Source organism: Paenibacillus sp. FSL H8-0317, from assembly GCF_045040685.1.
Taxonomy (GTDB): Bacteria; Bacillota; Bacilli; order Paenibacillales; family Paenibacillaceae; genus Paenibacillus.
This window is the reverse complement of sequence record NZ_CP150294.1, coordinates 2,810,134-2,834,703: the sequence shown is the minus strand read 5'-3', so window position 1 is coordinate 2,834,703 and position 24,570 is coordinate 2,810,134. Positions and strand designations below refer to the sequence as shown.

The window sequence follows — 24,570 nt, the reverse complement described above, 5'->3', positions numbered from 1 at the left end:
AGAATTTAACTATGAGCCCTACGGATAAGAGCGGTTAAATGGTTTAGGTATAACCAGACTAGATTTAACTAAGTCACAAGAGAGCGATATAAGAACTTTCCAATATACTTTCAATGATGACTTAAGTATGGTTGATGTATTAAACTCCAATGAGGAAATACAGGAAGTTATGCTTATAGGAACTGGTGGTTTCAGTGAACATACTGACGGAACGCTAATGACAGCCATCGCTACTACAAATTAACACATCTCTCAGATATTGCATCATTTAACCCATATACCGCAGTATATCGTCGATTTTCTTCCCATGAGAGATCACACCGTAGTTCATCCAGCTCATAAAATCCACCTCATACACATTGCCACTCTTCACCGCAGGCAGACATTTCCATTCATCCCTTTCGAGCAGTTCGCGCTCATCTCCAGGTTTGGCCGAGTTTCCAGTGTCAAATGTAATCAACAAGTGATCCGCATGAAGCTGACTTAACTGATCCAATCCAATGAAAATCCTCCGCTCGTGTCTTGTCCATTGCTGCACACGGGAGTGTGGAGTCAGTCCAAGATCCTGATAAATTACAGGTCCGACGTAGCCCTGCTGATCCCCATAGAGAGTAATATCCGAAGCGGATATGCGTAAAAAAGCTACAGTCTGGCCACGCATATAACGTGATAACCGACTCTTACCTTCCATTGCCTTGTCCTCATACGCACCAATTACATCTTGAACCCGATTCACCTTCCCCAACACATCAGCTGTCGATCTCAGAATGGAGCGCCAATCTTCTCCCAGATGTTCTACGTAAAATGTAGGTGCTACCTGCTCAAAGCGGTCCAGATTCCATCGATCAAATCCCTTGTCCAGCATGATAAAGTCAGGTATGTTGCCCACATTAAATTGAGCATCCTGCTGGCTTACATCAAATTCGGGTACATCATCCAACCCCAAATATTGCTGTCTCCCCCAAGAATGATGGGAGCATTGCAGTACAGGTTTTACGCCAAGAGCCAACACAAAGTCCTCCAGATACGGAGCAAAGACACGAACCTCTTGACGGTGATGACGGCGGTATAACCCAGGTGAAATACCAGCATATTGCTTGAACCGACGACCAAAATAATACTCGCTGCTAAATCCCACATTCTGTGCAATTTCATGGATGCGATCATCCGTGAGCTGCAATAGTTGCTTCGAGCGCTCCAGCCGAACCGCATTTACATATTCAAGCGGGAGCTTACCCGTAATTTTTTTGAATTGCCGAGTGTAGCTGGCTCTTGTTAGACCAATATCTGCTGCGAGCTCATCCACAGTTATCGTCTGATCATAGTGGTCGCCAATATAACGAATTGAACTTTGAAGACGGGCACGGTCATCGGGTACTTCTGTTTCGGGGGCACTCTGGCGAAGCAAGGCACGGAACCACTCCTGGAAACGAAGCTGTACCTCCCATTGATCCAGCCAATCGCCAGTGACCTGTTGACGCAGTATTTGTTCCAAGGCTTCCAGACAGGTACTCCACGGGATGTAACTGAGTTGCATAAGAGGTAATAATGTTGGAGAAACTGGACTTTGTGAAAGTTCCTGCCGCTCCTCCGTGTTTCTTCTAGACAAAGCGTTCGAAGTCTCTTCGCTTAACTCACCCACCATCAGATCAAGCTTATAATACTGCAATTCACTTTCTGTCCAAGGCGAACCTTCTATTTTAACGGATGTTCCAGCCGGAACAAACATAATCATTCCTTTTTCCAAATGAGATTCCCGATCTGAGCAAACTATTGACCCCTTCCCAGACGTTACAACAAATATGGCGTGTGAAGACGACATTCTGTATAACAAACGTTTATCAATATGAGACTTATGGTGATCTACGTATTCCATATGCTGAAGTGAGCATAGCCAGGGCTTGGGGATAAGTTGTATTATGGTGTGGCACATGTTCATCGTCCTTAACTGAGAATTATTATCATTTAAAATAGTGTATACGAAAAAAGAAAGCTCTTCAACCCTGGCTGAAGAACTTTCTTTATGAGATTATACTTATGGAGTCATTTTTTCCAAGAGATCATCAATTTTCATGGAATTCGCTGTAATCGCACCTGATTGCCAATGTGATCTTTCCATTATATATACCTGATTGTTCTTAACGGCCGGAAGAGATTTCCACAATTTGCTGTCAAGTACCTTCAAGGCTTCCTTGTTCTCAGGAGAAGACCATTCACCATTGGAAGGGAAAACAATAAGATGATCTGCATCAAGTTGCGGCACGGCCTCCTCAGACAGAATTTCCTGGTATTCTTCCATCTTGCTAACCAGAGGATGAGGTGTTAGACCAAGCTCGGAATAAATAAATCCGGTAAATCGATTCTTCACACCGAACAAAGCCAGTGTGTCATCGTTAACATTCAGCCGGACAACTGCGACCGTCTCGTCTCCAACCGCTTCCTGCAGCTTCGCCTTAGCATCTGCAATCTTAGCCTCAAATGCCGCAGCAACTTCTTCACCCTTGTCCGGTTTACCTACAACATCGGCAATGGTTTTCAAAATTTGGTTCGAATCCTGCAGTACGCTCTCAGGCAGACGATACGTCGGTGCCACCTTGGAGTACATCTCATATTTCTCCATATCTACCCCACCATCTACAATGATGAGATCCGGATCATATTCCAACAAAGCTTCAATGCTCCCTGTGGTATCAAATTGAGGAACATCCAGTCCTAAATAATCCTGTACACCCCACATCGGATTATACCACTGCACTACAGGGTTAATATCGAGCGCCTTCAGATAATCTTCCACATATATTCCAGCAATCCGCTGTGGCTGAACCGGAATTGTCACATCTCCAAATTCATCCTGTACAACCCGTGTAGTAGGCTCTGTTTCGGTTTCAGTAGTATTTTCTCCAGAGGCTGCACTTTCAGTTGCAGGAGTCTGTTCCGCATCCGTAGCGGTATTTGTACTACATCCTGAAATAACCAGACCCATGAGCAGTAATGTAATCATCCACCCTTTGAAACCTTTAACTAAACCTACCATGTTACCCTTCACCCCTATGTGATCTGTTGATGTAACCGTGAGAATATTTCACATATAATGATTATCATTCTCATCGATTGCTTAGGTGAATTGTACCTTATGCCTCAGTCGACCCACAATGTACATTTGATGCTGTTTTTTTATACAAACGAAACAACCCTGTGGTCCTCCCCCGCTTATCGCAGGGGCAACCTGCCTTGACGATAACTTTCCAACAGCTTCTCCACAAAGGAATCGTTCGCCGTACTCTGTAACAATGCAGCACCAATTAAACCCATATCATCACTTACATACCCCGCTAACTCAGGTTCGCCGGTGAGAGCCAAGGTCTGTTTGAACGCCTGTTCCCTGCATGCGCGAAGCACCTCTTCTTCAGCCACCGCGGTATCTTGAGCCCATCGTTCAAAAGCTTGCATCCACTCGTCAGCAAATGCAGAGGCATCCCTTTTATCCAGGTAAATTTCCACATCCAATCCTTCGAATGTCTGCTGGGTCAGAATCCGCCCCTCGTTAAGATCCCCCAGTAGCTTCTCCACGTCTGCTTTGCTCATTGATCTCCCCTCCAGTTCATCATCATGTCAGATACATCTCAGGTATAACAAACCGCTTCATCATTCGATTAGAATCAGCTGTAAAATGATCCAATTGAAGTTCCTCGTATTCGCTAAGGATACTTTCAAAGATACGAGCAATCACACCACAATCTGCCAAAGCATTGTGCCTGTGTATTCCATCCGTATTCAGATCGTAATACCGAATCAAAAAATCCGTAGAGACGACCTCATTAATCTCAGGATGAATGTAGGTGAACATCGCTTTTGTATCGAGTACCGGGTTAGTCAACATCGGAAGCCCATACTCATCACAATGCCGCTTCAAGATGGGTAGGTCATACTCATATCCTGCTTGTGTTACAAGCACATTATCCCCAATAAATTTCAGAAATTCCTGAAATGTTTCTACGAACGATGGAGCCTCTATCATATCCTCATTCGAAATGCCTGTTAATTTTGCCACAGCTTCTGGTATAGGTTTGTTTGCACGTGCAAGTGAAGAAAATGTTGTGTTACACCGTTGACCTCTTTGGTAGTGCATCCCACCAAATTGAGTCACACTCTCCACCACGGGATTAATGCCCGTCCCTTCGAGATCAAATATGCAGTACATTCTATCCTGTAATGAAGATACGATTAGATTTTCAATAAAGTATGTATCAGGCAACAGCGTAATTTTCATCCGTCCAAGTCACTCCTCCCCACTATCATTCTGGCTAATGCATTCCTCATATATAACTCTGTCACTCCCACAATCGGGTGACCTGGACCAACTTGCGCGTTCCATCAAACTGCAACTTATAGATATCCGGCATCGTAGTCTTCTCCCAGAAATCATACCCGTAGGAAGAATCATAATGTTGTAAAATAAGCGTCATGACATCTCCATGGGTTCCAATGACTACCTTGTGACCCACATGTGTATCCAAAATTTTCTCGATCACCGCTACTGCCCTTGAGCGAGCCTGTTCACCAGACTCCCCACCTGGATACGCATACGTAGGATTACGGTACAACCGCTGCTTGGCTTCACGAAAATTATCATGCTTCACATCTGAACTCGACAACTGGCGTTCACGCAGATCTTCCTCTGTCACCACAATTCCACCTGACCGATCTGCCAGAATCTGAATCGTATCCACCGCTCGCCTGTAAGGGCTAGAATAGAACAGTTGAATCTGCTCCCCATGGAGCAGACTGGCAACCGTTCCTGCATCTAGATGACCTTGCTCTGTGAGTCCACGCTCGCGTTCCTGTCCTTCAACATATCGAGACTCCGCATGTCTGACAAAATACAAAAACGTACTGGCCTCACTCATCATCCATCCGCCAACCCTTTTTTCTTCTCAATGACAATCAGGCAGGTACTGTCTGGCAAAGGCGCAGGTTCACCATTTTCCTTCATGAAGATCATTCGTTCTCCGAGTGCTTCCGTGTACCCCTCTTGAAGGAAATGTCGGAGAGTAATAATTTCGGCTTGTTCACCCAGCGCTTCTCGAATACAGCTCTCATAGGCTGTCGGCGTGAATATACCGAACTGCTCCTGAATTTCATGCACGTATGCCTCTTCACCCCACGTATACGTGTAAAGAAATTCCATCGCATCGTTAATCGGCAATACGACCTCATCGTCTGAGATCCGCTCATATTCAATTGCACGTCCCTGAAAATCCTCTGCATACCGCTCCAGCCAGCGCATCCCATCCTCTTCCAGGAAACGAATCCGGCGCTTCTGTGCCTCCGGTTCACTCATGATCCCATCCCGAATCAGAATTCTTCCTCCAGGTGACAGCACACGGAATGAACTTCTCAGCGCTGCTACAACCGTATCGGAATTAAATCTTCGACCGTCCAGTTCAATATATGAATATAATTCATGCAGAATGGATGAAAAAATAACCGTATCCACTGTGCCTGGCTGCACATATTGCTCCAGTTGCAGGGCATCGCCTTTCATCACTTGCCAGCGATGTCCCTCACGCTGTTTTTTGCGCTCCAGCGCTTCAATGACATTGGCTGAGATATCGATACCAATCGGCTCCACTTCCGGTTTTTCCTGCTCAATCAGATCCAGCAGAATTCCTCCACCTGGACCGATATCCAGTACCCGTTTACCAACGATATAGTCGAGCAGTACTTTTTTATAATCACCGGAGCTGTTCATATCGGACAAATACGTTTCTTCGTTGTGGAAGCGGTCATAGGCATCCCGGCGCAATCCGAACAGGTCAAATAACAGCAGTACAGCCTTCTCGTATAACGGTGACTTTTCTGCTTCAATACAGAATGCAATCAGCTTCTCCGCCGCTGGAGAAAATTCAAAGGTCACAAACAGTGTATCCGGCAGATCCGCATGACGCTCAATGCGATGTGTTAGATGGGGATAGACGATCTGCTCCCCTGCCGTAATCTGTTCCCACGCATACTGTTCCAAATATTTTTCAATCATTCGTTTCTTGTAAATATTGAGCTTCTTGACGCCTTTGTAATCGTAATACATCGTATTCATCAATGGTTCGAAGCTGATATGGCGAACGATTTCAGATCGACTCTCCATGCATGCGGGATGCATGCTATCGCTGCGAAGCGTCAACAGGAACACTTTCACCATCTCTTGCAACGAAAAATCCTGCATGGCCGACTCCACATACCACAGAGTACGATGAGCCAGCGGAGCCAACGCCTGTTCTACATCCAGTTCGGTTTGGAGTTTGGCGTACGCCGTATCCATTGCCTCTCCCTGCCGAATGGATGAACTTCTTAAGCGGGATAACCGTTCCTTCACGTTCCAGTCCTCATGATCCGGTCCAGCGATAATCCAGCCTACAATTCGCTGTACCTCAGCCTGAACCTGATTCCATAACGCTCGATCAACACCTGCGATAATGCACTCATTTAGTGCCATCAGTATGGTGTGCAACTCATCTGTAGTAAGCCATCCTTTGACGATCAAGGCGTGGAGCGAAGCATTCTCGGCAAATGGAATCTCGCCGCGTATGTATTGACCAATAAGTCCATGCGTAGCAATTAGAGTACGAATAACCTCATGCCTTGGTGTGTGTGAATTCAGCGCATCATGCTCGTTTATATCCGCATTTTTACTTAAGGCATCGCCCGGAGATCCAAGTTGATTTAAACTCGTCTCCCTGCTCTTACCGATGTCATTATCCAGGTGGTCTGCCCCTGCGTATAGATCATATAACTGAGCGGACCCCACATTATGTACAAACAAGTTAACGCCCTGCTTTTGCCATACCCGCCGCTGCTCCAATGATCCGGCCTTCGCCGTCTCTGACCAGATTAATACGTCCTCCATAATTTCTCGCACCCAAAAAGAAACCTGAAGCTCCTCCAGCACGTGAAGTGTACGCTCTGTGTAGTCCAGCACCGGATTTGTTCCCTCAAGTTCGGCAATGGAATGAATGCGTTCGAGGTTAATATGGGGCTTCTCTGCTGCTGCCAGCAGTTGCAGCCATAATGGCTGGGCTTCCGGCGTGTTTCCTGACTTGTATGATTGTATGGCCTTTAATGAATGCAGCATTAATATGTCCCCTCTCTTTCTCTACCCTTATATATAAAATCATTAGATTCGTCTATAGATGTTGAACTAATCATTAACACGATAACGGAGAGGACAGAAAAAACCTGAAAAAGCGAAGCTAAAAGCTTTCTGCAAGAAAGCTGCTTCGGAAGCATATGCTTCGCCTTTATCCCCGGATTTTCCCCTTCGGAAAAGGGAATCAAAAAAATCTGGGGATAACAGCGATTGAAAGGTTATTCTGTCATCGTAGTGTCAGTGTAAATAATATGTAATTCAACTTTTATAACAGACGAATTCGTTCCTGAACAAACTTGAGCAGCTGTTCCACCTCTTGAGCAGGCAGATCCTCGTCAAGACGCGCGGCGGCAACTGGCAGCATCCAGGACTCTATTGCTACACGTGTAATCCCGGAAAGTTGCATATAATGATGGATGTAATATTTGACCAGCGATTCACGAGCCGTTTCAAACCCCATTCGTATAGCAGGATCTGTATCTTCCGGCAATGTGGCACTCATTAATATTACCCAGCTTCGAGCCACATCACCCGCAGGATCACCGGACATTCCAGTCATCCAATCAATGACCCGGTATTGATCGCCAGCCTCACTGAGCATAACATTATCAGGGTGAAAATCGCCATGACAGATCTGCTGTCTATCAGGCAATGTTGTTAAGTAAGAAAGGACTCGCGCTTGATCGTCCTCCGACAATAATCGAACATTGCGGATCGCTCCCGATAAAATCTGCTTCTGTAAGGGGAGTGTCCCTTCATCATCTCGCTCACAATGAAGTCTGTAATGGCAGTCAGCCATTTTAAACGCCAGCTGCTCTAGGAACTCCGGTTGCTGAATGATAAGTGATAACAGGGTAATCCCTTGGATTCGCTCAAAAACAATGCCAGCACGCGACGTAGTATGTTCTATCAAGGATACTGCCTGCGGGACGGGTAGTCCTTTTTTGTATGCCAGCTCACTTATTCTAAATTCATTTTGAACCGCTTCGTGAGGAAAATCCATTCGATATAACTTCATAATGTGCTCGTTCGAATAGGCATAGATTTCCGCAGTTCTTCCCTGACCAATTCGCTCCATATCTACCCTCCCTTTACTCGAACTCACTGCCTCTGACTTTGGAGAAAACCATACAATCAACCAGCGTACCTGTGCTGTCACGCCGCATCTTGCGCAGTATACCTTCCAGCGTATAACCCGCTCGTTCGGCTACTTTGGCACTTCGCACATTGCGGGCATCACAGCGGATCTCCAGCCGGTTCGCCTCCAGATGAGTAATGGCAAAATTCTCTATCCCTTTCACCGCTTCTGTCATCAAACCCTCACCAGCTCGCGATGTTCGAATCCAGTAACCGATCTCAAAACAGCGTGCATTCCAGTCGATGCGATGTAACCCGCTGCTGCCTACGAATTCATCCGTATGTCTATCACGCAAATGTAACATCATGTCGGTACGTTCCAGATATTGCAGTCTTGCTTTGCGAACAGTGACTTCTGACTCTTCCAATGAAGGAATTTTCTTGGCAAAAGGTAACCACAACCGCAGCTGCTCCGCACTCTCACGGACGGCTTCATTAACAGCCGCACCGTCCCCCCACTTCGGTGCTCGAATTGTGAGGCGTTCCGTATGGAAGCTCTCGGGTATCGTTAACATAATTGGATTAAATGAAGACGATTCGGTCATCGTTATACTTACTCCTCTACCTGAAATATGGAATCAATGATCAGCGGAAAATTATCCCTTACGGACACTGCACCGAATACGGAACGAGCGTGTACCCCCTGATCCCCAAATACCTCCATCATCAGATCCGAGAATCCATTCAGCACTTTATGATGCTCCTGATACGAAGCGGACGCATTGATAAACCCCTGCACTTTAACCACTCTCTTCACCCGATCCAGTGAACCCAGCACGTCTCGAACGACAGCGAGTACCTCCAGTCCAGCGTTCCGGGCAAATTCATATCCCTGTTCTGTTGTGAAGTCTGCTCCAACTTTACCGCGTTCGGAGGTATCAGGCCCTTTCCCGGATACATACATGATTCCATTCACAATAACGGCATTGGCATATTTCGCTGCGGGGGCGCTGGCCTGTGGTAAAATAATCCCCAGTTCATTTAATCTCGCTTCAATCATCGTACATTCTCTCCCTCTTTTAAGGTCCTCACGGAACCCGATTCATTGTATTCCTGCCTATAGACTCTTGGTGATACCTGAACGGTACGCTTGAACATCTTGCCAAAATGAGAGAAGTTACTGAATCCCGCAAGCCAGGCGATGTCCGTAATGGATTCTTCACTTTCTCGCAGCAAACGCTGTGCTTCCTTCACCCGTAACAGATTCAGATAATCACTGAAGGTAAAGCCCGTCGTTTGTTTGAACAATCGACTCAGATAATGCGGACTAATGCGAAACATGCTCGCCACCTCCGGTAATGTCAGTGGTTTCTGATAGTTCTCATTCAGGTGACGTACAACTGCCTGTGTCTTGGGGTGAAGAACCGGCTCACGATCATCGGAGCTTAACCTGCCCAGGTGTTGATTACGATAGGCATGCAGCAACAATTCAATAGCCCGGTGACGAAGCAACAGGTTGCTTCCAGGTTGAGGACGAAGCATTTCATCCACCATTTCGCTAACCATCCGTTCCAGAACCTCAGTGACTTGAGATGGAAACCTTACAATAGGAATCTCCCAGCAAAAGGGTTCCTTCAATCCTTCAACTAACTCTGCGGAAATAGCTATGGCTTCAAAAAGCTCAGGCTTCATATACAGCACCATCCGCTCATGGTCAGGCATGCCGCTCTCCAATGTCTTGTGAACCGTATTTCGGTCAACAAACACTAGGTCGCCAGCCTTTACCCGATAGGTTCGGTCCTTAATGAAATAAATACGCTCGCCAGACAACAGGTAATACAACTCATAATGATCATGCAGATGGTCATCCGTCATCGAGAAATATCCAATGCGACGATCATATTCGATGTGCAGCAAATCCGTAGGATCATGAAAATCCGCACGAAAAGGTTCTGTCATGTCTCCCTCTCTCCTTTCCATAAATTATAGCAAAATATGCGGCATTTGAAAGCGGTTACGCATAAAATGCGGCGAAAGAAGTACTCCCTTGTTATAGTCTAGAGCTATATTCAAGGAGGCGATAGACATGAGTAACAAGAAACGTTATGTATTAGTTGGAACCGGCGGCCGCGCCGAATTTTTTTATGGTGCTTTAACCCGGGATTACAGGGATACTTCCGAGCTTGTCGGCTTTTGTGATATAAATCAAGTCCGTATGAATTACGCGAATCAACTGTTGAAGGAAAAATACAATTATCCCGAGGTACCTACTTATCCTGCAGATCAGTTTGATCAGATGATTGAGAACGAGAAGCCTGACTATGTCATCGTAACGAGCGTTGACCGTACCCATCACAAGTACATCATTCGCGCGATGGAACTGGGTTGTGACGTTGTCACCGAGAAACCAATGACGATCGATGAGGAGAAATGTCAGGATATTCTGGATGCTGTCAAGCGAACTGGCCAGAATGTAAGGGTCACCTTTAACTACCGTTATGCACCGCACCATACTAAGATTCGGGAACTTATTCAAAATGATACCATTGGAAAAGTCACTTCCGTTCACTTCGAGTGGCTGCTGAATACCCGCCACGGGGCAGACTATTTCCGCCGTTGGCATCGGGACAAGCGTAATAGCGGCGGACTGCTCGTGCATAAATCTACCCATCACTTCGACTTGGTGAATTTCTGGATCGGCTCACAGCCGGACACCGTGTTTGCATTTGGTGATCTCATGTATTACGGCAGAGAAAACGCAGAAGAACGCGGTGTAACGCAGTTCTACAATCGGGCAACTGGCAATCCGATCGCAAAAGAAGATCCTTTTGCACTTCATCTGGATTCGGATGCTCATATGAAGTCCATGTATCTGGATGCTGAATCAGAAGATGGTTATCAGCGGGATCAAAGCGTATTTGGGGATGGCATCAACATTGAGGATACGATGGGTGTTCTGGTGAAGTATCGGAACAAAGCCATTCTGACCTACTCCCTCGTTGCCTACCAGCCATGGGAAGGTTACCGCATTGCCATTAATGGCACCAAAGGCCGGATTGAAATGAACATTGTGGAGCAATCCTATGTCAATTCATTGGGTGACAAAAGTAAAGAAGGTGCTTTGATCGGTAAAACGTTACGGGTTCTTCCAATGTTTGATGCGCCATATAAGGTTGAAGTGGAAGAGAAAGCAGGTGGACATGGCGGAGGTGACCCGGTTCTGCTGAACGATCTGTTTGGAGAGCCTGTAGAAGATCCGTTCCATCGTGCAGCTAACCACGTGGACGGTGCCAGATCCATTCTGACGGGTATTGCGGCCAATCGCGCTATCGCCACGGGCTTGCCTGTCAACGTCAATAATCTGGTTCGTTTCTAAGTCTCCCAGGCCTGCACTACATTATTAATTTCATTTAAAGGCTGCGCATGTTACGCAGTCTTTTTTATATTTTTATAATTAATTTGCACGAAAGTCGACTCGTTAGAAGGAGGAAATCTATGTTCTTCTCTTTAAAAAACCGCCTGATTGCCTTTATCGTTGTCCTGTTTGTCCTCGCTTTTGGCACACTCTCCTACCTGCTCTTCAAGGAATCACGCACGGTCATCCGCTCTTACATCGAATCCTCTGCTCTTGAGAAAATGGAGGAATACGGTTCATACGTAGACATGGTGCAGATGCAGATCTATGATGTCGCCTCTCTTGTTTTCAATAGTGATATGGGCAAAAACTGGGATAATGCGATCGGTGATCCGAACCTTCCCGAAGGAGAAAAGATGCTGGCCAACCTTGCGATGAGCCGTTTTCTCACTCAGGCAACCAACAGTTACACCAGCATCTCGGATGTATCCATCTATCGACGGAATGGACTGCGAATTGGCATCGAGAATCAGGTAGTCTATGACCCTGCCTTTGTACAAGAATCCTGGTATACGAATTTCTACACGTTGGGAGAACGCTGGTTACCTGCACACACTGATCAACAGGAACGTGTCAGAGATCATGGTAATCCGGTGGTCAGTCTGCTGATGCCCATTGGCACCTTTCATCATGCTACAGCGCAGAATGTCATGAAGGTGAATGTCAGTGAATCTTATTTTCTGGAACCGCTCCGGCGCATACATCTTGCGGAGAATAGCACTATTTTTCTACTGGGCGAGCAAGGAAATCCCATTCTTTCACAGCAGGTAGACGCGTTAGGTGCTATAGCTACCGCAGAGATCGATCGTATTCGAAACAGCCCGCTCAAATCCGGTGTAACATACCTCACGAACCAGGAAGGACAGAGAGACATCCTTGTATTCAAGAAACTGGGACGTACCGGCTGGATGTTGGCGGGTCTGGCCCCCGAAAAGGAAATGTACCTCTCTCTCCATAAGCTCCAAAGCACGATTGTGGTCGTGACGATTGCCCTGATACTGGTCTCCCTCTTGGCTGCTGCATGGCTATCTCATGGCGTAACCAAACCTTTGACCAGACTGGTACTGGCGATGAGACAGGTTCAACGAGGTGCTTTTGACCAAGCGGATTCACTTCTCCCTCCAGATAAAAATGTAAAAAGTGAGATCAGTTATGTGATCTTCACTTTCCGTTATATGATCAGCCAGCTGCGCCAGCATATCCAGAATGAATTTGAACTGAAACTTCTTCGCCAGCAAGCAGAGTACAAAGCACTTCTCATACAGATTAATCCACATTTTATGTTTAATACCCTGGAGTTGGTGAGCAGCCTTGCCATTCAGCGTAGAACGGATGATACGGTTCAGGTCATTGAGGATTTGGGTAAAATGATGCGCTTTTCTATCAACACCAATGACGACCGTGTTCGCCTAACCGAAGAGCTAGATTATGTACAGCGTTATATCTCCATTTTGCAGACCCGTTTCGGACATAAGCTCAACATTTCGATAACGACGGAAGGCACACTGAACACCTTGGTCATCATCAAGTTTATTCTTCAACCACTTATTGAAAATGCAGTGAAATACAGCTTCCAGCATCAGACAACAGCTCAGGTACGGATACGGATCAACCGGATGTATGATCGTCTGCATATCAGTGTTTCAGACAACGGACCGGGTATTCCAGCAGAAATCATCCAAAAGTTGCAACATCCGGTTGCTCCCTCCTCATTGGAATCCATATTGCATAATGAAGGCTGGCATATTGGACTGGGCAATGTCATTGCTCGTTGCCGTCTGCATTATGGTGGCTTGTTCACGGTCCATATGGAGAATGATGAGCGCGGAGGCGCATGTATTGAACTGATTCTACCCGTACAGGAGGAATATGATGTACAACGTATTAATCGCAGATGACGAGATCGAAGTTCGCGAAGGCTTGAAATTGAAAATCGATTGGCATGGCATGGGTTTTGTCATAACAGGAGAAGCCTCTAATGGGATCGAAGCGGATGAACTTATGAAATCTGAACATTTTGACTTGCTGATTACCGATATGAACATGCCTGTCATGGATGGCGTGCGATTACTTGATGCCTGCCGCAGTTATAACCCTTCCATTCAGATTATCATTATCACGGGTTATGAGGATTTTCAATATGCCAGAGCGGGTGTTCGCAGCCAGGTGATGGATTATTTACTGAAACCTGTAACCCGGGATGAACTGAAAGCCACCTTAGGCAAAATCAAAGCGGATCTGGATGAACAACGTAAAGTTCGAGGTGATTCCGAATTTCTGCAATGGCGACTCTCTCAGTATTACCGCGAAATGAAGGAACGTTTCCTTCTTGATCTCGTCAAAGGCAATCGCCTACCGCCTTCCTCCATGCCAGAACGGCTCAGATTATTCCATCTCGAATCATGGCAGGATCAGAAGGTCTGTTTTATCACCGCCAGTATAAGTCACTCGAACAAGCAGGATATTCGAAAAGATCGATTACACGAGCAGATGCATCTTCCTTTCGAAATGGTATGTTACGAAATCGCCCAGTCTAATTCAGAACATGTCCAGGTTTTTCATGATTCGGCACACGGAGGGATCATGCATTTCATGGTACAAGACGGTATGCAGCACGAATTTATCCCACAGCTCACGGGACACATGACATCCGTTTTTTGCTTGGAACTCAAGATTGGGGTGGGACTTTCTGTATCTGGGCTTGAGCACTGGAAAGAAGGTTATATCCATTCCCTTCTGGCATGGAATTCAGCTGAACGGGCTGGCAGCGGTCCAAATCCTCAAGCAGGAACAGACCATAGTCCATTACTACCTGAAGAAACGACACGCAAGCTGCATCGTTGCCTCATTCGAGGGGAATTGGACTCTTTCCGCAGCATCATCCGCAAGGAACTTCACGAGGCATTCCAGCTTTCTCCCTCCCGAATGACACGAAGTATTTTTCAAATTTCATTGTTGATGGATTTTCCTATGGCCCCGGAATGGATACTGTGGCTAAAGACGCCAGATCAAGCAGAACGCTTATTAATGCAATGGGCTCAAGACTTCCTGGGTCAACAACTCCCCTCGGAAGATGGGGATGGGACGGTTATAGAGTTAGCCAAGCGATATATTGAGGAGAACTACATGCAGGAGCTAACGTTGACGTTACTCGCTGGACGATTTAACTATTATCCTACCTATTTCTCCGAATTGTTTAAGGAAGGCGCAGGTACCTCTTTTATTCAATATGTGACGGACGTTCGGATGAAACACGCCTTGCAACTGCTGAAGGAAACCCAATTAACCGTGTGGGATATTACAGAACTGACCGGTTTCAGTTCACCAAGTTATTTCAGCTCGAAATTCAAAAGAATGTTCAACATGAGTCCTTCAGACTATCGTTTGCAGCATTCCGAAAAAATCGATAGTCATGATCCGAAGAAATGAGATTCAAGCGGCTCCCCTTCCCCGGTATGATGTGGTTACCAAGAGAACGCTATATGTTGTAAGCGGATTCATATCTGGTAACCATTATTCTTAACCATTCAGAAGGGAGGCACATGATGAGAAAACAGACCAAACCCTTATACGGTCAGCAGAATACTACAGCCTACTTGTTTCTTCTGCCCTGGCTGATCGGACTCTTCTGTCTGACACTTGGACCGATGGTTGCGTCCCTGTACTTATCCATGACCAAATTCAATCTGCTGTCATCACCGACTTGGACTGGACTTAGCAATTATGTTCACATCTTTACCGAGGACGATACTTTTCGCAGGTCACTCGGGCTGACGTTTTATTATGTTTTTCTATCTGTCCCACTAAGGCTTGCTTTTGCTTTACTGGTGGCGATGGCACTGAACAAAGGTATTCGAGCCCTTGGCATCTACCGGACCGTATATTACATCCCTTCTCTATTGGGCGGCAGTGTCGCGATTGCAATCGTCTGGCGTCAACTTTTTGAGGGGAACGGTCTGGTCAACCAGTTTTTAAGCTGGTTTGGTATCTCAGGTCCATCCTGGATTGCGCATCCGGATTATGTAGTCTATACCATCATCACACTATCCGTGTGGCAATTCGGGTCTGCCATGGTCATCTTTCTTGCGGGCCTGAAGCAGATCCCCGCAGACTTATATGAAGCGTCCGATGTCGATGGAGCGGGAAAGATACGTCAATTTTTCGGAATTACCCTGCCCATGCTCTCCCCCGTTATTTTTTTTAACCTGATCATGAGCATGATTAATTCATTCCAGGCGTTTACACCAGCTTACGTGATCGGAGATGGCCGCGGGGGTCCACTCGACGCAACAATGTTCTATACCTTGTATCTGTATCTGAAAGGTTTCTCGTTCTTTGATATGGGTTATGCTTCGGCTCTGGCTTGGATCATGTTAATCATTATCGGGGTATTCACCGCAATCGTCTTTGTTACATCCCGATTTTGGGTGTTCTACGGGGATAATCAGGAAGGAAGGTAATGCATATGCCAATCAAACGACAACTGGTTCAGGCAGGGAGGCATGCCGCCATTATACTCTTCGGTCTGCTGATGTTATATCCAGTACTATGGTTGATTCTCAGTTCGTTTAAACCGAACCATCTCATTTTCACCAGTAGCAATCTTTTCCCTACCAGTTTCACGCTGGAGCACTATATTAATGGCTGGAAAGGTCTGCAAGGTATCTCCTTCGGCCGTTTCTTCGGCAACTCCGTGCTGATCTCGGTCATGAGTGTGTTAGGTAATGTGATCTCCTGTTCCCTTGCAGCATTTGCTTTCTCCAGACTAAAGTTCAGATTCAAAGGCCTGTGGTTCAGCATGATGTTGGTCACGATTATGTTGCCTTACCATGTTACTCTGGTACCTCAGTACATTCTCTATAATGAGCTTCAATGGATTAATACGTATTTCCCGCTGATTCTGCCTAAGTGGCTTGCGCAGGATTCTTTCTTCATCTTGCTTATGGTTCAATTCATACGCGGTATACCGCGGGAGCTGGACGAGAGTGCAAATATTGACGGTTGCGGGCAATCACAGATCTTTTTCCGAATCGTAGTGCCTCTGCTCGTTCCGGCCCTGATTACAACAGCGATCTTCACCTTCCTGTGGAGCTGGGATGATTTTTTCAGCCAGATGATCTATCTGAGCAAAATTGATCTGTTCACCGTGCAGCTGGGCATCCGATCTCTCTTCGATCCGTCAGGACAATCCGATTGGGGTGCATTACTCGCCATGTCCACCCTGTCACTGCTTCCCGTGACCCTCATCTTTTTATTGTTTCAGCGATATTTCCTTGAGGGCATTGCAACAACAGGTCTGAAGTAACAACATGCTTCTCATATCAATAGACAGGGGGATTATCCATGATCAAACGTTTCATGATTGGTATGATCACTTCACTTTTGTTTTTCGTAACAGCTTGCTCTGGAACCGACCATACAGGGGCTAATGATAATGCAGGCAATGGTAATGATAATGGAACAACCGAGGGCGGACAGGTCGAACTTCGCATCATGTGGTGGGGTGACCAGAAACGGGCAGATATTACGAATGAAGCGCTGAAGATCTTTCAGGCAAAACATCCGGATATTAAAATTTCAGGTGAATTTGCACCTTCCTCCGGGTATTTCGACAAGCTGAATACCCAGTTGGCATCAGGCACAGCACCGGATCTCTTTTTCCTTGGTGGAAATGTCGTGGATTATGCCAAAAAAGATGTCCTGCTTAACCTGGACCCATATGTTGGCAACGAACTGAATCTGGACGGTATGGATGAAACCATGATCGAATACGGACGTCTCGACGGGAAGTTACAACATATTTCTGCTGGTGCAAACGCACGGGGAATTGTTATTAACAAGGCACTCTTTGAAAAAGCCGGCGTGCCTTTGCCAGCTTCGGATTGGGACTGGGCAGAGTATGCCTCCATCAGCAAGGAGTTGTCCGACAAGCTCGGAGACGGCTTCTATGGAACGTACAATTTTACCGTCGACGGGATGGATATTTATCTAAAACAAAGGGGTAAACAACTGTATGACATGAAAAACGGTACACTTGGATTCGCCAAGGAAGATATTCTGGAATGGTTCCAATATTGGGAAAAGACTTCGGCATCCGGCGGTGTAGTCACACCGGAATTGCAGGTATCCAACCCGCATGATGACACCAGTAAGTCCCTGTTGATCACAGGCAAAGCAGCCATGACTCTACTGCCATCCAACCAACTCGCTGCATTCCAGAGCTTGACGGAAGATCCTTTGGTGCTGCTCCCTGTACCACGAGGCCCTAAAGGAACGGGTGTTGTATTTGAATCCAGTCAGGGATTATCAGGTTACGCAAATACCAAACATCCGAAGGAAGTGGCCATATTAATGGACTTCTGGATTCATGATCCTGAAGCAGCCAAAATCCTCGGTAATGACCGTGGTGTGCCCGTTACGGAAGCCAACCGAAATCTTCTTCAGGAAGGTGCAGGCCCTGTGGAGGAGATTGTCTATAACTATACAAACCTTGTCTCTGAAGCAACGAAGACAGAACCTTTTGACGTGAGTTACAACCCACCTGGATTTGCAGAGTTCTCCAAGTTAGCTCAGACGACGAATCAAGAGATCGGATTTGGACGAAAAAGTGTGGAGCAAGCTGTCTCCGACTTCTATAACGGAACCGTTCGTATCTTTGAATCGAATCAATAAGCAGACGCTGTGAGGAGGACCATATGACAGAAGAGATAGTGAATCGGCTACGCAACATTTCGATTATGGATCAAGTTCAGCCAGTAAAACCGGAAGATCAGCATTTGTTACAGGAATGGCATGCGTCGGGTATCCGGTTTGCGGCATCGGGCGGACAACTGGAAGCTACGTATTATGCAGCAGTAGAGAAATTGCTTGCTTGCATCCTGCCCATGGGAGACAGTAATCCTATTTTACAAGAAGGTGGCATCTATCTGGGATGTTGGTTAGAGAGTACAGGTACCATCAATGCGGAGCTGCTGTCTCGCCTGCTGCCTTCCGTGTCCGAAACAACTTACCTTGCATTTGCAGAGCAGCAAAGAGAAGATGGATTGTTCCCGTATAAACTCACGGCAAACGGGCCCTCTTTCCGGCAAATCCAGTTGGTCACTCCACTGGCACGGAGTGTATGGAACCACTATCAGCTTCATGGCAATCACGGGAAGCAGTCGCCTTTCCTGAACACGATGTATAAGGCTATGGTTCGTTACGATGAGTGGATTGCACGCAACCGTAATACCCGAGGAACTGGCTGTGTAGAGGCCTTCAGTACGTTTGACACCGGACATGACTTATCCCCCCGTTTCTGGCATGTTCCGGATACACCTTACATGAATGATGCCTCTGCCTATCACCCGGATTCTCCGATTCTGCCTTTTCTGGCACCAGATCTGACTGCCAATATCTATTGTCAGCGCATGTATCTGTCCCGTATGGCGGAGGAGCTTGGAGAATCGGGAACGGATTGGAAAGCAAAAGCCCAGTCCAGCCTGGAAAGTCTCTTCCGTTATTGTTACGACGAACAGGATATGTTCTTCTATGATCGGGACCGCAATGACGACATGGTCCGAGTCCAATCCGATGTGCTGCTTCGCGTGATGGCCTGCGAGGTGGGCGACCGTGAATTGTTCGATAACCTACTGCGTCGGTACCTGTTGAATACAAGCAAGTTTTTCGCTAAATACCCGTTTACATCGATTTCAATGGATGATCCCAGATTTGATCCCTTTTCCTCCTATAACAGCTGGGGAGGGGCATCCAATTTCCTGAGTCTGATCCGGGCACCACACGCATTTGAGTATCATCACCGATATGTGGAGCTAACCTGGGTAATGCAGCCAATCTTGTCCGCGCTATCCAAAGATAAGCGATTTGGTCAGGTACTAAGCCCATGGACCGGAGAACAAGGTTTTACCGAGACTTACTCACCCTCCATCCTCTGTCTCCTTGATTATGTGGAGCGACTATGCGGAATTATGCCTGTTGGATCGAATCAGCTCTGGTTTACCGGACTGCTCCCCATCGACATGGATCATGGTGAGATCATATCTGGCAACACGGCTTATAGCCGAAAAGTCAACGGAGTAGGTTATGAATTGGTCAACACGCCAGATCGCATGACGGTATATCTGGAAGGCAAGGTTCATCTGGACGGCCCCTCAGGGATTCGGCTTGTAACGGATCATAGTGGGCATCTGGAGGCAGTCATCGGAATGACCGTTCGTACCGTCGAGGGGGAGCTTTACTATCAAGGGGAGTGTATCCCGATTCGGATCAAAGGAAATGAAATGCAGCGTTACGCTGATGGAAATTTGAAAACTGAACGCGATATTGGCATCATCCATCCTACGTATCGTTAATTGTTTGTATGTAAAAACGCAAGTTGCGGAGGGTTACTGCCCCTGCACTTGCGCTTTTCCCTTTTGCGCGTTTACATCTCTTTATTTCTTATTCATAAGGACACAAGATAGAAATTGACTACCACTTCGGAAATCATTCTCTCTCTGGTTACAGTAGAGATGAGTTTCGCCTTACACCTTCCGGTTCCACGCCGGGTGACGATAAAATTCAATCGTATCAATATAATTTACCGTGAACTGCTGTTCCACATCCGACAGGTTCAACAGCTTGCGGTCGATTTGCTTCATCCCCATGACCACATCGTGCCTGAGCAGGTCCATCGCAATTTTGCCTACAAACCCACCTTCCATCTCTTTATGTTTGGTACGAAACTCTTCATTGTAGATCAGTTCAGGTGTGAATGCCGCTTCAACGAATGCATTAACAAGCGTAAGCTCATTACCATCCATCTGTACTGCCAGATAATAATTGCCACGCTCATCCTGAATGAGATCTTTATACATCTCTACGATCATGTGAATCACTCCTCTATTATAAAATGAAACCCCGTTAGCCGTAACGAACATGGGCTATCAAACGTACACCTTCCTACCCCGTTCCTTCATATACTAGGTACAAATGGCGAACGGAGGAATACTTATGAGCTGGCAGCATCTCCATACTGGAAAAACACTTCAGCAGCGTCTGGCAGAACTCCAGGGGCACCTTGCAGAACTGAATACTCCACTCTCCGGCTTGGAACCGGGACGTATTCGTCGTGTCTATCCAAGGCAGTTTATCAAAGTAAACCGGCAGTTATTCATTCCACTCAGTCTGAATTCCATTCGGGTATTCGATATTCCTCGAACACGGCGAGGCGTCAGAGTGGGAATCCGCACGACTTTCCCTTCCAGGAATGCATTTAACAATATCAGACTTGTGGGCGTGGGACTGAATTATCTTGAACTCCAGGGAAAAGGCAGAGTCCCTTCCCGTATTTTATTTCCTCTCTCCAGCGTTGAGTCGATCTATCGACCAACCGTCGGAAGAAAAAAACTGAAACGACCTTGTAGGCGGAAGTAAAGCTGGTTCTTTTTGCAAGCCATACAAAGGTTCCCAAATGTCTGCATACGGGTGCTCCCTTCCAATATATAATTATAACCCATGCAACCACTCATCTGCTGAAGAATCATTTTATGTCAAAAAGCGGTGAGAACAGAACTGCTTCTGTATCTCACCGCTCAGCCAGTTACGGATCAAGCTGAACCTTCACATGTGTACATCAGATGCCTGTCCACACATCCTTGGCATAACGACCTTCCTGCTGAAGCTGATTAAGCCAGTCTTCTGCTTCTTTCGCGGACTTGCCATGAATATCAGCGTACGCATGCTGGAGTGTAGCTTCCACATCAGGTGCCATCTTGCTGCCATCACCGCAGATATACAGATGCGCACCCTCTTCAAGCAAAGGAATCAGATGATGGGCATCGTCTCTCATCAGATGCTGTACATAACATTTCTCCTCCCCGTCTACACGGGAGAAGGCCGTATGAAGTTTCACAAGCCCTTCTTGCTGGGCTGCTTCCAGTTCATTTTTGTACAGATAATCATGCTCAGGGTTCCGGCATCCAAAGTACAGATGGGCTTCGCCAACCTCTTGGCCTTGTTCCTTCAATACATGCCTTGCCTGCAAGAAACCTCGGAATGGAGCAACACCTGTACCCGGACCTACCATGATGACGGGAACCTGTGCATCCTCCGGCAGTTGAAACCCGGATTCCGGTGTCCGCGTAAACATCACGATCTCATCACCCGACTTCAGGTTAGCCAGATAGTTGGACGCAATACCTCTGTATTCTCCCTGCCCACTCCATGCCGGGGCACGCACAACACTGACCGTAATACTCGCTTGATCGGGCTGAACACGCGGTGAACTGGAGATCGAATAATATCTGGCTTTTAATGAAGGCAGTAATTCAAGGAAACGCTCAAACGGCAGTTCACATGCCTCATATTTCACCAGATAATCCAGCATGGAGATCCGTTTGTTCCGCACTTCATCCATATACACAGATTCATCAAGCAGCGCTTCAAGCTCCTTCTTATGCGGTGGACATACGGTGTATGCTGCCATTTCTCTCAGTTGCGCACGAGTTGCCGCCTCCTGAAGCTCAACGCTATGACTAAGCAGATCATACAGGTTAACCGGTTGATGCAGCGGCAGATGCGCGGCACTTCGACCAGATGCATCCAGAACGAGATGCTCCGTTCCGGTGAATCCATAACGACGCAATACACGTTCCACCAGCTCCGGTGGATTCTGCGGCAGAATACCCAGATGATCCCCTTCCTTGTAGGTTATGCCTTCAGGCAATTTGATCTCCAGGTGACGTGTACTGCGTTCACTGCCTGCGTCGTGAAGCTCTCTGTTCTCCAGTACTTCCGCTACATGGGCATCATACGTATCCGCAAGCGGTGTTACGGCGAGCCCACTGACAAACTGTACAGATAGTGAACTGCGTTCGCTATTGGAGGTTGTATTTAGCTTCAGTCCCATCGTTCGTGCGAGATCCGGCCATAGTTGCTCCGTCCAATCCCCCACCTGTTTCTCAAAATCACCGCTGGCATCTGACTCACCCAGCGGTGATAACCGCTCTGCTCCTCTGGAAGATAACTGTTCATCTATTAAACGCGGAATACGCTGATAGGTGCTGGCCCAGTTGTGGTCACCGCATCCAAGAACGGCGAAACGCACCCCTTTGAATTCATTGGCATCCGCATGTTCAATCCACTCGACAAACATCTTGGCATTACTTGGCGGCTGACCGTTATAGGATGCACTGACAATAATGACGGCACCCTCCTTTGGCAGTTTGCCAACACGATCATCCAGCGTAGCGACCTCACTCCGGAAACCCTGATATCTGGCGGTATCCGCAATTTCACGTGCAATGCCTTCAGCGGTACCCAGATTGGAACCGTACAGAACAAGCATCGGTGTGTGGTGGGCATTCGCTGCATCCGGCTCCGTTCTTTTGGCAACCGGCTTTGGTTCTTCGACCGCTACACCCGGAACGGCCATGACTGGCTGCCCCCCACGCGCACGTACCCGAATTGTGAAGTTATCCGGTTTAAGTGTCAGCGTTTCTTTCACCTTTAACTGATAATCAGAATGATCTATGAAGTCAAAATGCTTCAACACCATGCCCAGTACCAGCGTTGCTTCCTGAAGTGCAAACTGCTGACCAATACAGGCCCTTTGACCATTACCAAAAGGTTTATAGGCATCATGCGGCACTTTGCTCGGATCTTCGAACCGTTCCGGGCGGAATTCCTCTACGTCGTCTCCCCATGCTTCGCGGTCACGATGCAGCTTGGGAATAAGTACACTGACGCTGTCTCCTTTTTGCAAAGGATATTGACCCGCAAGTACCGTGTCCTCTTTTGCATACAGAGAAAATGCCGGGGCCGTAGGCCATAACCGCAATGCTTCATTCAAAACCATGCGAACGTACTTCAGATTGCGAACCTGGTTGTACGTGGGAACCGGATTTTTCAGAATCTGATCCACCTCAGCTTGGGCTTTAGCCAGCGTATCCGGATTCTTCATCAGATAATAAACGGCGAAGGATAACAGCCCACTTGTGGTCTCATGTCCAGCAATCAGGAATGTAATAATCTGATAACGGATGTTCTCATCATCCAGTGTTTCTCCTGTATCCGGGTCCTTGCCGCTGAGCATGTGGGACAACAGATCATCTGCCCCTTCCTGCGGTTTCTCTTTACGCTCAGCAATAATGTGATCCACCAAGGAGAACATGGAACGGATATCCTGTTCAAACTGTTTCTTTTTGGTGATCATTAGCTTGTCTTGCAGACGTAGTCGCTGCAATGAACTCATGGATTCATCCAACGCACGAACCATGCTCGTAATGAATGGATGTGGTTCTTCCCGATAGAAGCTGTTAAACCGATAGTTGAACCCACACAGGCCAATCGTGTCGAGCGTAAGACGTGTCATATCATCCGGAACGTTAACCGTCTCATCCGGGTTCAATCGTGACCATTTCTGAACCAGCTGCACAGCCAGATCAATCATTTTGTTGTGATATCCCTGCATGGCACGTTGACTGAAACTTGGCAGCAGTACGTTATGGGCTTTTTTCCAATTCGGCTCATCGGTCCAACTCGTAAATAGTCCATCTCCTGCAAATGCACGAACCTTCGCAAGGGGGGCCCACACACGTTTGTCGAATTTGGATTCATCTGTTACCTCGGCGACCAGTTCGTGACCTGAAATATACAATTCACTTCGCCCGGGGTACTCCATACGAAAGATCGGTCCATATTCTTCAGCAAGTTTTACCAAGGATTGCACCGGCTCTTCAAAATTCAATTGCGGCAAATTGCCCAATGGGCCAAATGTTTTTGGTTGAGGCACTGAAATTGGTGGCATGACACTCACTCCTTCTTTCCAAGTTAAGAGTTCTACAACTAAAAAATTATGACTTGGTTTACAGACGCGATTACACTTACTCTTCAGATCAACAGATTCAAGTTATTTTTTGCACATTTTCATATTTCATCCAGATAACGATAAAAC

At 46.8% G+C, this 24,570-nt stretch carries 20 protein-coding genes; 8 read left to right on the top strand and 12 right to left on the bottom strand.

What is annotated here, in order from left to right; genetic code table 11:
- Positions 1-268: 268 nt before the first annotated feature.
- From MHB43_RS13395 to MHB43_RS13350, 10 genes are all read right to left on the bottom strand, one after another.
- Positions 269-1,747, bottom strand: coding sequence for an AraC family transcriptional regulator (locus tag MHB43_RS13395; RefSeq protein ID WP_221824962.1), 1,479 nt, complete (start codon positions 1,745-1,747; stop codon positions 269-271).
- A gap of 288 nt (positions 1,748-2,035) precedes the next feature.
- Entirely contained in the window at positions 2,036-3,034 is a 999-nt protein-coding gene (locus tag MHB43_RS13390) for an ABC transporter substrate-binding protein (protein ID WP_221824964.1), read from the bottom strand.
- 176 nt (positions 3,035-3,210) lie between these two features.
- Positions 3,211-3,585: a hypothetical protein gene (locus tag MHB43_RS13385; RefSeq protein ID WP_221824966.1), complete on the bottom strand. Its 375-nt coding sequence runs from the start codon at positions 3,583-3,585 to the stop codon at positions 3,211-3,213.
- A 22-nt stretch (positions 3,586-3,607) separates the two neighbouring features.
- Entirely contained in the window at positions 3,608-4,270 is a 663-nt protein-coding gene (locus MHB43_RS13380) for a PolC-type DNA polymerase III (protein WP_221824968.1), read from the bottom strand.
- Between the two features lie 61 nt (positions 4,271-4,331).
- Positions 4,332-4,910 (bottom strand): histidine phosphatase family protein, encoded by a 579-nt coding sequence (locus tag MHB43_RS13375; protein ID WP_405132100.1) that lies wholly within the window; start codon positions 4,908-4,910, stop codon positions 4,332-4,334.
- Positions 4,907-7,129: a class I SAM-dependent methyltransferase gene (locus MHB43_RS13370; protein ID WP_221824970.1), complete on the bottom strand. Its 2,223-nt coding sequence runs from the start codon at positions 7,127-7,129 to the stop codon at positions 4,907-4,909. Before MHB43_RS13370 ends, MHB43_RS13375 begins: the two co-directional genes overlap by 4 nt.
- 280 nt (positions 7,130-7,409) lie before the next feature.
- Positions 7,410-8,222 (bottom strand): aminoglycoside phosphotransferase family protein, encoded by an 813-nt coding sequence (locus MHB43_RS13365; protein ID WP_221824972.1) that lies wholly within the window; start codon positions 8,220-8,222, stop codon positions 7,410-7,412.
- A 13-nt stretch (positions 8,223-8,235) separates the two neighbouring features.
- Positions 8,236-8,826: a GNAT family N-acetyltransferase gene (locus tag MHB43_RS13360; protein WP_221824975.1), complete on the bottom strand. Its 591-nt coding sequence runs from the start codon at positions 8,824-8,826 to the stop codon at positions 8,236-8,238.
- A gap of 8 nt (positions 8,827-8,834) precedes the next feature.
- The gene (locus MHB43_RS13355; protein ID WP_221824978.1) at positions 8,835-9,281 is read right to left on the bottom strand and encodes a RidA family protein; all 447 of its coding nucleotides are present in this window, start codon (positions 9,279-9,281) and stop codon (positions 8,835-8,837) included.
- Positions 9,278-10,180 carry an AraC family transcriptional regulator gene (locus tag MHB43_RS13350; RefSeq protein WP_221824981.1) on the bottom strand — a complete coding sequence of 301 codons (903 nt, stop codon included), beginning with the start codon at positions 10,178-10,180 and terminating at the stop codon, positions 9,278-9,280. Before MHB43_RS13350 ends, MHB43_RS13355 begins: the two co-directional genes overlap by 4 nt.
- 127 nt (positions 10,181-10,307) lie before the next feature.
- Here MHB43_RS13350 and MHB43_RS13345 point away from each other — a divergent pair, with 127 nt between their 5' ends.
- From MHB43_RS13345 to MHB43_RS13315, 7 genes are all read left to right on the top strand, one after another.
- Positions 10,308-11,597 (top strand): Gfo/Idh/MocA family oxidoreductase, encoded by a 1,290-nt coding sequence (locus tag MHB43_RS13345; protein ID WP_221824983.1) that lies wholly within the window; start codon positions 10,308-10,310, stop codon positions 11,595-11,597.
- 119 nt (positions 11,598-11,716) lie between these two features.
- Entirely contained in the window at positions 11,717-13,534 is a 1,818-nt protein-coding gene (locus MHB43_RS13340; protein ID WP_221824985.1) for a sensor histidine kinase, read from the top strand.
- Positions 13,506-15,065 (top strand): response regulator, encoded by a 1,560-nt coding sequence (locus MHB43_RS13335; protein WP_405132099.1) that lies wholly within the window; start codon positions 13,506-13,508, stop codon positions 15,063-15,065. The genes MHB43_RS13340 and MHB43_RS13335 overlap by 29 nt, the downstream gene beginning before the upstream one ends.
- Before the next feature lie 116 nt (positions 15,066-15,181).
- Entirely contained in the window at positions 15,182-16,096 is a 915-nt protein-coding gene (locus MHB43_RS13330) for a carbohydrate ABC transporter permease (RefSeq protein ID WP_221825208.1), read from the top strand.
- 5 nt (positions 16,097-16,101) lie between these two features.
- On the top strand, positions 16,102-16,941 hold the full coding sequence (locus tag MHB43_RS13325; protein ID WP_221824990.1) for a carbohydrate ABC transporter permease: 840 nt from the start codon (positions 16,102-16,104) through the stop codon (positions 16,939-16,941).
- A 38-nt stretch (positions 16,942-16,979) separates the two neighbouring features.
- Positions 16,980-18,308, top strand: a complete 1,329-nt coding sequence (locus MHB43_RS13320) for an ABC transporter substrate-binding protein (protein ID WP_221824993.1) — start codon at positions 16,980-16,982, stop codon at positions 18,306-18,308.
- Between the two features lie 23 nt (positions 18,309-18,331).
- On the top strand, positions 18,332-19,987 hold the full coding sequence (locus MHB43_RS13315) for an MGH1-like glycoside hydrolase domain-containing protein (RefSeq protein ID WP_221824995.1): 1,656 nt from the start codon (positions 18,332-18,334) through the stop codon (positions 19,985-19,987).
- Positions 19,988-20,158: 171 nt separating this feature from the next.
- On the opposite strand, the gene MHB43_RS13310 is transcribed toward MHB43_RS13315, so the two are convergent.
- A complete protein-coding gene (locus MHB43_RS13310) occupies positions 20,159-20,503 on the bottom strand; it encodes a hypothetical protein (protein WP_215075235.1) in 345 nt (114 codons plus the stop codon).
- A gap of 124 nt (positions 20,504-20,627) precedes the next feature.
- Between MHB43_RS13310 and MHB43_RS13305 the strand changes: the two genes are divergently transcribed.
- Positions 20,628-21,050: a hypothetical protein gene (locus MHB43_RS13305; RefSeq protein ID WP_405132098.1), complete on the top strand. Its 423-nt coding sequence runs from the start codon at positions 20,628-20,630 to the stop codon at positions 21,048-21,050.
- A gap of 199 nt (positions 21,051-21,249) precedes the next feature.
- On the opposite strand, the gene MHB43_RS13300 is transcribed toward MHB43_RS13305, so the two are convergent.
- A complete protein-coding gene (locus tag MHB43_RS13300) occupies positions 21,250-24,423 on the bottom strand; it encodes a bifunctional cytochrome P450/NADPH--P450 reductase (protein WP_405132097.1) in 3,174 nt (1,057 codons plus the stop codon).
- Between the last annotated feature and the right edge of the window lie 147 nt (positions 24,424-24,570).

Excerpts from the sequence above, each read along its gene's own strand:
- MHB43_RS13390 (WP_221824964.1), bottom strand. The coding sequence starts at position 3,034 with ATGGTAGGTTTAGTTAAAGGTTTCAAAGGGTGGATGATTACATTACTG.
- MHB43_RS13385 (WP_221824966.1), bottom strand. The coding sequence starts at position 3,585 with ATGAGCAAAGCAGACGTGGAGAAGCTACTGGGGGATCTTAACGAGGGG.
- MHB43_RS13380 (WP_221824968.1), bottom strand. The coding sequence starts at position 4,270 with ATGAAAATTACGCTGTTGCCTGATACATACTTTATTGAAAATCTAATC.
- MHB43_RS13375 (WP_405132100.1), bottom strand. The coding sequence starts at position 4,910 with ATGATGAGTGAGGCCAGTACGTTTTTGTATTTTGTCAGACATGCGGAG.
- MHB43_RS13370 (WP_221824970.1), bottom strand. The coding sequence starts at position 7,129 with ATGCTGCATTCATTAAAGGCCATACAATCATACAAGTCAGGAAACACG.
- MHB43_RS13365 (WP_221824972.1), bottom strand. The coding sequence starts at position 8,222 with ATGGAGCGAATTGGTCAGGGAAGAACTGCGGAAATCTATGCCTATTCG.
- MHB43_RS13360 (WP_221824975.1), bottom strand. The coding sequence starts at position 8,826 with ATGACCGAATCGTCTTCATTTAATCCAATTATGTTAACGATACCCGAG.
- MHB43_RS13355 (WP_221824978.1), bottom strand. The coding sequence starts at position 9,281 with ATGATTGAAGCGAGATTAAATGAACTGGGGATTATTTTACCACAGGCC.
- MHB43_RS13350 (WP_221824981.1), bottom strand. The coding sequence starts at position 10,180 with ATGACAGAACCTTTTCGTGCGGATTTTCATGATCCTACGGATTTGCTG.
- MHB43_RS13345 (WP_221824983.1), top strand. The coding sequence starts at position 10,308 with ATGAGTAACAAGAAACGTTATGTATTAGTTGGAACCGGCGGCCGCGCC.
- MHB43_RS13340 (WP_221824985.1), top strand. The coding sequence starts at position 11,717 with ATGTTCTTCTCTTTAAAAAACCGCCTGATTGCCTTTATCGTTGTCCTG.
- MHB43_RS13335 (WP_405132099.1), top strand. The coding sequence starts at position 13,506 with ATGATGTACAACGTATTAATCGCAGATGACGAGATCGAAGTTCGCGAA.
- MHB43_RS13330 (WP_221825208.1), top strand. The coding sequence starts at position 15,182 with ATGAGAAAACAGACCAAACCCTTATACGGTCAGCAGAATACTACAGCC.
- MHB43_RS13325 (WP_221824990.1), top strand. The coding sequence starts at position 16,102 with ATGCCAATCAAACGACAACTGGTTCAGGCAGGGAGGCATGCCGCCATT.
- MHB43_RS13320 (WP_221824993.1), top strand. The coding sequence starts at position 16,980 with ATGATCAAACGTTTCATGATTGGTATGATCACTTCACTTTTGTTTTTC.
- MHB43_RS13315 (WP_221824995.1), top strand. The coding sequence starts at position 18,332 with ATGACAGAAGAGATAGTGAATCGGCTACGCAACATTTCGATTATGGAT.
- MHB43_RS13310 (WP_215075235.1), bottom strand. The coding sequence starts at position 20,503 with ATGATCGTAGAGATGTATAAAGATCTCATTCAGGATGAGCGTGGCAAT.
- MHB43_RS13305 (WP_405132098.1), top strand. The coding sequence starts at position 20,628 with ATGAGCTGGCAGCATCTCCATACTGGAAAAACACTTCAGCAGCGTCTG.
- MHB43_RS13300 (WP_405132097.1), bottom strand. The coding sequence starts at position 24,423 with ATGCCACCAATTTCAGTGCCTCAACCAAAAACATTTGGCCCATTGGGC.